Raw genomic sequence first — 5993 nt, 5'->3', positions numbered from 1 at the left:
CTCCCGAGGGGCCCCGGGGCAATGCCGGGTACCGGGAGAGCGGCCGACCGAAGGGGAGCGCGGGGGCGTCAGTGGTTGAGGCAGGCGTTTCCGAACGCCGGGTTCAGCAGACCGATGATGTTGACGGTGTTGCCGCACACGTTGATCGGGAGGTGGATCGGAACCTGGACGGCGTTGCCCGAGGCGACGCCGGGCGAGTTGGCGGCGAAGCCGCCCGCACCGGTGCTGGCGGCGGCGATGCCGGCACCGCCGGCGACAGCCGTGGCGGCGACAGAGGTAAGGACCAGGCCCTTGGCGATACGCGACATGGAGAAGTGCTCCTTGGGTTGACGCAAAAACACCCGGGCGAACGCCCGGCGCCCTGTCAACGCCTGGCGGCCGTCCGGGTTGTGCCGCCAAAGGAGTGATCTCGGCATGGCAGCGGACTGATATCCCGCACGGACACGCCTGATCTCACCCGGTTCGGTCGGCCTGGCCGCTGGAGTCGGGAACCGTGCCCGGCGGCGGGGCCGGACACGCGCGAGCCGCCGCGCCCAGCCCTGGAAGGGGGGCTGGGCGCGGCGGCTCGCGTCGATGCGGTCCCGGCTGCTCGCGGCGCCCGTCCCACGGGGCCGCGGTGCCGTTCCTCCAACGGTTGTCCGGCGATCCTCTAGCGGTGGGAGCCGGTGGTCCGGCCGCGGCGGTAGAGGACGACGCCGCCCGCGATCAGGGCCGCGCTGGCGGCCGAGGTCGCCAGCATCGCGCCGGTGTTCGCGCTGCCCGTCTCGGCCATCTGCGGCGGCTTGGCGGGCGGGGTGTGGACGCGCGGCGGGGTCTCGGTCCGCGTGGGCGGCGGGGGGGTGTGCTTGGGCGGCGGCGTGGTGCAGTCGCCGGGCTGGTTTCCGTACCCGCCCTCGCCGCCGTACCCGGACTGGTCGCCGTACCCGCCCTGGTCGTCACAGTCGTTGCCGTACGACGGGGTCGGCGTCGGCTTGGGGGTCTTCTCCGAGACGTTGGCGCACTTGTTGCCGAACGCCGGGTTCAGCGCCGCGGCACCGTCGACGGTGTTGCCGCAGGCGTTGACCGGCACCTCGACCGGCACCTGGACGGTGTTGCCGGACAGGACGCCGGCCGAGTTCCGGGAGGTGCCGTCCGCCTGCGAGTCGGCGAAGGCGGAGCCGCCGTACAGGGACAGCACACTCGTCGCGGCGGCCGCCACGAACACTCCCCTGCTCAGGGTCTGTCGCAATCTAGTTGTCTTCCTGCTCGAAGCCGCTCGGGGCGGCTTGAGGAACGTGACGATGTCGCAGGGCCGGCCTCGGGTCGCGGAGTTCGACGTCCGAGGCCGGCCCTGGCACAGCCGTGGGGCTGGTGCGCCCGCGCGGGTCAGACGTTGGCGCAGGCGTTGCCGAACGACGGGTTCAGCAGGGCGATGACGTCGATGGTGTTGCCGCACACGTTGATCGGGGCGTGGATCGGGATCTGGATGGTGTTGCCCGAGATCACGCCCGCCGAGTCGGCGGCGCCGCCCGTGGCCCCGGCGCCGGCGAAGGCGGGGCCCGCCACGCCGAGGGCCAGGATGGCGCCCGTCACCACAGCAACGCTCTTCTTCATGAAAGGTCCCTTCTCTGGGGTCATTCCCCGATGACGGCCAGAAACCGAGTGGGCGCGACCGGGCGGTCGCGGCACTGAACGAGGAATAGACGCAGTGGAAAACGGGAGAACGCATATCGGCCGATAATTCACCCGACTGCGCCGCGCATCCTGCGCCTCGTCCTCGGCTGCTCACGCGAAAAGGCTTTCCGGGAAAAGCCCGGGCAGCCCGCGCCGGAGCGGCGGACGGCCCGGGCCGACCGGAATCGGATCAGCTTCCGTCGGTGTTGGACGACAGCAGCGAGACGTCGTCCAGGACGTGCGCCAGCGCGCCGTCCCGCTTGGCCTGGGTGGAGTTGTCGGCGCACTGCTGCTGCTGCTGGTCCGACAGGACCGGGATGTCCTGGGCCACGACGCCGATCAGGGCGGCGACGCCGGCGTCGACGTCCTGAACGCCCACGCACGGCTTGTTGAGCGTCCCCTGGACCAGCGAGAGCTGCGGGCTCATGCTGCCGTTCGTCGCCGAGTTGCCGAACGACGACGAGGCGCCGGAGCCGTTCGTGACGGACGGTCCGTTGTCGTTGTCCATGGCAAGCGCCGTGGGGGCTGCCGCCACCGACATTCCCACGACAGAAGCGGCGGCCGCAACGGCGACCATTGCCTTCTTGAGCACTACGCGTTCCTTTCCTCGTAGCGACGCATGCCCTACGGCCTCATTCAACATGAGGTTTTGGGTTTGGTTGCGGATATTCACCCGGTTGGCTCGCGCCGCACTCAAAGGTCCCGAAAATCAGGAATCCCGGAAAACACACAAACACTTCGCTGTGTCCGCCGTCGGAGTGAACAGGAGAAACCGGTTCGCCGCCTGGCAGTTGACCAGAGCACTCCGGTGGACGGGGTTTCCTCAGAAAGGACCGGTCAGTGATCAAGAAGATTGTTGCCACCGCGGCCATCGCCGCATCCGCGCTGGGTGCCACCGCTGCCGCGGCTCCGCAGGCGCTGGCGTTCGGCAACGACGGCGGGCCGAGCGCCGACAACGCCACGGGTTCGTGGCAGAGCTTCGGCAACTCGACCACGCACGGGAACATGAGCCCGCAGATGGCGCTCATCCAGGGGTCGTTCAACAAGCCGTGCATCGCCGTGAGCGATCTGCCGATCGGCGCCGCCCTGCTCGGTGTGACCGCCCAGGACATCCCGATCCTGTCGGACGACCTGAACCAGCAGTGCACCGAGAACTCCACCCAGGCCAAGCGGGACGGTGCGCTGGCCCACCTGTTGGAGAACGTGTCGCTCCTGTCCCGGAACTCCGAGAGCTGACCGCGGCGGACACGACAGCGGGCCGCCGAGTCTTGCTCGGCGGCCCGTTTCGCGTCTCGCGTCGGCTGCTCTCCCGTGGCGGGTGGCGGCCGCGCACGTGCTACGGCGCGGCCACGACGACCAGGTCGTTCGCCTACGACACCACGTCCTTGCGGGCGAACCCGCGGAAGGCCAGGGCGAAGAGCACCAGGGCGTAGCTGACGGAGACCGCCGTGCCCTGGACCATCCCCGACCACTCGGGGTGCGGCTGCACGGCGTCGGCCCAGGCGAACTGCCAGTGCGCGGGCAGGAAGTCGCGCCAGTGCCCGAGGGCCGTGACGGCGTCCAGGACGTTGCCGACGATGGTCAGCCCGACCGCGCCGCCCACCGCGCCCAGGGGCGCGTCCGTCCTGGTGGACAGCCAGAACGCCAGTGACGCGGTGACCAGTTGGGACACGAAGACGTACGCCACGACCACCAGCAGCCGCTGGGCGGCGGTGCCGGCGTCGAGCGCGCCGCCGGTGGGTATCTGCAAGGGACCCCAGCCGTAGGCGGCCGTGCCGACGGCGAGGGCCACCAGCGGCAGCAGCACCATGGCGGCCAGGCTCAGCCCCAGCCCGACGGCCAGCTTGGACCACAGCAGCCGGGCTCTGGGCACGGGCGCGGCGAGCAGATAGCGCAGCGAGGACCAGTTGGCCTCCGAGGCGACGGTGTCGCCGCAGAACAGGGCCACCGGGATCACCAGCAGGAAGCCCGCCGACAGGAACAGGTTGACCGCGGCGAAGTTGGCGCCGGAGGCGGTGGCCGTGTCCATCAGGGTCACCTGGTTGTTGCGGGCGCCCGGGTCGCCGCCGATGGCGAAGGCGATCAGCAGGACGAACGGCAGCACGGCCAGGACGGCGCCCATGATCAGTGTGCGGCGCCGCTTCAGCTGCCGCACCAGCTCCACCCGCAGCGGCAGGGTGCGGCCCGCCCGGTAGCCGGTGGCCGTCTCGACGACGGCGGGCGTGCTCATGCGGAACCTCCGATCAGGGTGAGGAAGGCGTCCTCCAGGCGGCGGTGCGGGCCGACCGAGGCGACCGGCACCTCCAGCCGCACCAGCTCCACGACGAGGCGCTCGGCGGTGCCGCCGGGTTCCAGCCGGACCAGCAGGCCGCCCTCGGTGCGCACGGCGGAGGCGACGCCCGGCAGCGCGGCCACCTTCTCCGCCACTGGCTCGTCCACGGGCACGGCGGTGCCGACCAGCAGGGTGTCCCCGGAGCCGACGATCTCGGCCACCGGGCCCGCCTGCACCAGCCGCCCCCGGTCCATGACGACCAGGTGCGTGCAGGACTGCTCGACCTCGGCGAGCAGATGGCTGGAGACGATCACCGTGCGCCCGCCTGCCGCGTACCGGATCATCACCTCGCGCATCTCGCGGATCTGGGGCGGGTCCAGGCCGTTGGTCGGCTCGTCCAGGATCAGCAGGTCGGGCAGGCCGAGCATGGCCTGGGCGATGGCCAGGCGCTGGCGCATGCCCTGGGAGTAGGTGCGCACCGCGCGGGCCAGCGCGTCACCGAGCCCGGCGATCCGCAGGGCCTCGTCGAGATGGGCGTCCTCGGGTGGGCGGCCGGTGGCCCGCCAGTACAGCTCGAGGTTCTCCCGGCCGGACAGGTGCGGCAGGAAACCCGCGCCCTCGACGAAGGCGCCGACCCGGGACAGCACGGGAGCGCCGGGCCGGATCGCGTGGCCGAAGACGCGGATCTCGCCGCTGTCCGGCCGGATCAGGCCCATCAGCATGCGCAGGGTGGTCGTCTTCCCGGCGCCGTTCGGCCCGAGCAGGCCGAGCACCTGGCCCTGCTCCACCCGGAACGACACGTCCCGTACCGCGTACCGGTCCGCCGACCCGGCGTAGCGCTTGCTCAGGCCGGTGATCTGGAGCGGCACGTCGGCCAGCTCCGGATCCGGGGCCGGGGCGGCCGTGCGGCGGCGGGCGGTCAGCAGCAGCGCGAGCGCGATCAGCGCGCCCGCGGCCGGCAGCCACCACACCCAGGCGGGCAGGGGTGCCGCGCCGGTGGTCACCGCGGGTGCCGTGGGCACCTTCAGGCCGCTCCTGAGGGAGACGGTGTACGTGGCCGGGGCGGCCGGGGAGGCGTAGCCGAGGTCGGTGGAGGCGAGCACCAGGCGGAGCCGGTGGCCCTTCTGCACCTCGTGGTCGATCGCCGGGAGGGTGAGGGTGACGTCCTTGCCGGCCTTGGCGCCCGTGACCCGTACCGGATCCACCAGCTGGGCGGGCAGCACCGGCCGCGCCCGGCCCGGCCCGACGTCGTACAGCTTCGCGAAGAGCACGGCGTCGTCGGCGGTGGACGTGGTGTGGACGGTGACGGTCGGGGATCCGGTGATCCGCAGGTCGCCGCCGACCGGCGCGGACTCGAAGCTCGCGTACTGCCCGGGGAAGTCCAGCGAGATGCCGACGCCGAGCGCGGAGAGCTGGGCGAGTGAGCCGCCCGAGCCGCCGAGGCCGGGCAGCGAGGACACGGCGGGCGGGCTGGCGCCCGCCGGGTTCTGGAACCGCTGCTCGCGTCCGGTCAGGGCGACGGTCCGCTGCCCGCTGGTCAGTCCCGGGTACGTGCTCGCGCTCGCGCCGCGCAGCAGGGCCGCGCCGTCGGTGGAGTCGACGCCTCCGGTGCGGGTGACGCGGAAGGCGGGGCCGGTGTCGGCGCCCGGGTCCTTCTTCAGGTACCGGTCGAACCAGGTCGTCACGCGTGCCTGGACCCGGTCGGTCTCCAGGTCGCCGCCGTCGTGCCCGCCCGCGATCCAGTCCACGTCGACGGGTGCGCCGTTCGCCCGGATCGCCCGGGCGGCGGCGTCGGCCTGGCCGAGCGGGAAGAGCGAGTCGGACTGGCCCTGCACCAGCAGCGTGGGCACCCTGATCCGGCCGGCGACGGCGGACGGCGAACGCTCCTGGAGCACCCTGCGGGCCTCGGCGTCCGGCTTCCCGGATTCGGCGACCCGCTGGTACATCCGGCACAGCTCGGGCTCGAACCGCGCGCAGCCGCCGCCGGAGTTGATGAAGACGCCCGCCCACAGCTTCTTGAAGACGCCGTTCGGGAACAGGGCGTCGGCGAGGTTCCAGTACGTGATCG

Annotated in this window: 7 protein-coding genes; 1 reads left to right on the top strand and 6 read right to left on the bottom strand. The window is 72.2% G+C overall.

Annotated elements, in window-relative coordinates:
* Positions 1-68 precede the first annotated feature (68 nt).
* The 4 genes from ABZ484_RS38135 to ABZ484_RS38120 all read right to left on the bottom strand — a co-directional run bounded on the left by ABZ484_RS38135 (position 69) and on the right by ABZ484_RS38120 (position 2245).
* Positions 69-308, bottom strand: a complete 240-nt coding sequence (locus ABZ484_RS38135; protein ID WP_358870543.1) for a chaplin — start codon at positions 306-308, stop codon at positions 69-71.
* A 341-nt stretch (positions 309-649) separates the two neighbouring features.
* Positions 650-1228, bottom strand: coding sequence for a chaplin (locus tag ABZ484_RS38130; protein ID WP_358870542.1), 579 nt, complete (start codon positions 1226-1228; stop codon positions 650-652).
* Between the two features lie 137 nt (positions 1229-1365).
* Entirely contained in the window at positions 1366-1593 is a 228-nt protein-coding gene (locus tag ABZ484_RS38125; RefSeq protein WP_358870541.1) for a chaplin, read from the bottom strand.
* A gap of 250 nt (positions 1594-1843) precedes the next feature.
* Positions 1844-2245 carry a rodlin gene (locus tag ABZ484_RS38120; protein ID WP_358870540.1) on the bottom strand — a complete coding sequence of 134 codons (402 nt, stop codon included), beginning with the start codon at positions 2243-2245 and terminating at the stop codon, positions 1844-1846.
* 248 nt (positions 2246-2493) lie between these two features.
* Between ABZ484_RS38120 and ABZ484_RS38115 the strand changes: the two genes are divergently transcribed.
* Complete coding sequence (locus ABZ484_RS38115; RefSeq protein WP_358870539.1) at positions 2494-2889, top strand: rodlin; 396 nt, start codon at positions 2494-2496, stop codon at positions 2887-2889.
* A gap of 133 nt (positions 2890-3022) precedes the next feature.
* Here ABZ484_RS38115 and ABZ484_RS38110 read toward each other — a convergent pair whose 3' ends face one another.
* Both ABZ484_RS38110 and ABZ484_RS38105 read right to left on the bottom strand, forming a co-directional pair.
* Positions 3023-3883 (bottom strand): ABC transporter permease, encoded by an 861-nt coding sequence (locus ABZ484_RS38110; RefSeq protein ID WP_358870538.1) that lies wholly within the window; start codon positions 3881-3883, stop codon positions 3023-3025.
* Positions 3880-5993 (bottom strand): ATP-binding cassette domain-containing protein (locus ABZ484_RS38105; protein WP_358870537.1); only part of this gene is annotated, 2114 nt, incomplete at its 5' end. The genes ABZ484_RS38110 and ABZ484_RS38105, both read right to left, overlap by 4 nt.

It is taken from the genome of Streptomyces sp. NPDC006393 (genome assembly GCF_040628575.1).
In the GTDB taxonomy this organism is placed as follows: Bacteria; Actinomycetota; Actinomycetes; order Streptomycetales; family Streptomycetaceae; genus Streptomyces.
This window is presented reverse-complemented; position numbering and strand designations above follow the sequence as displayed.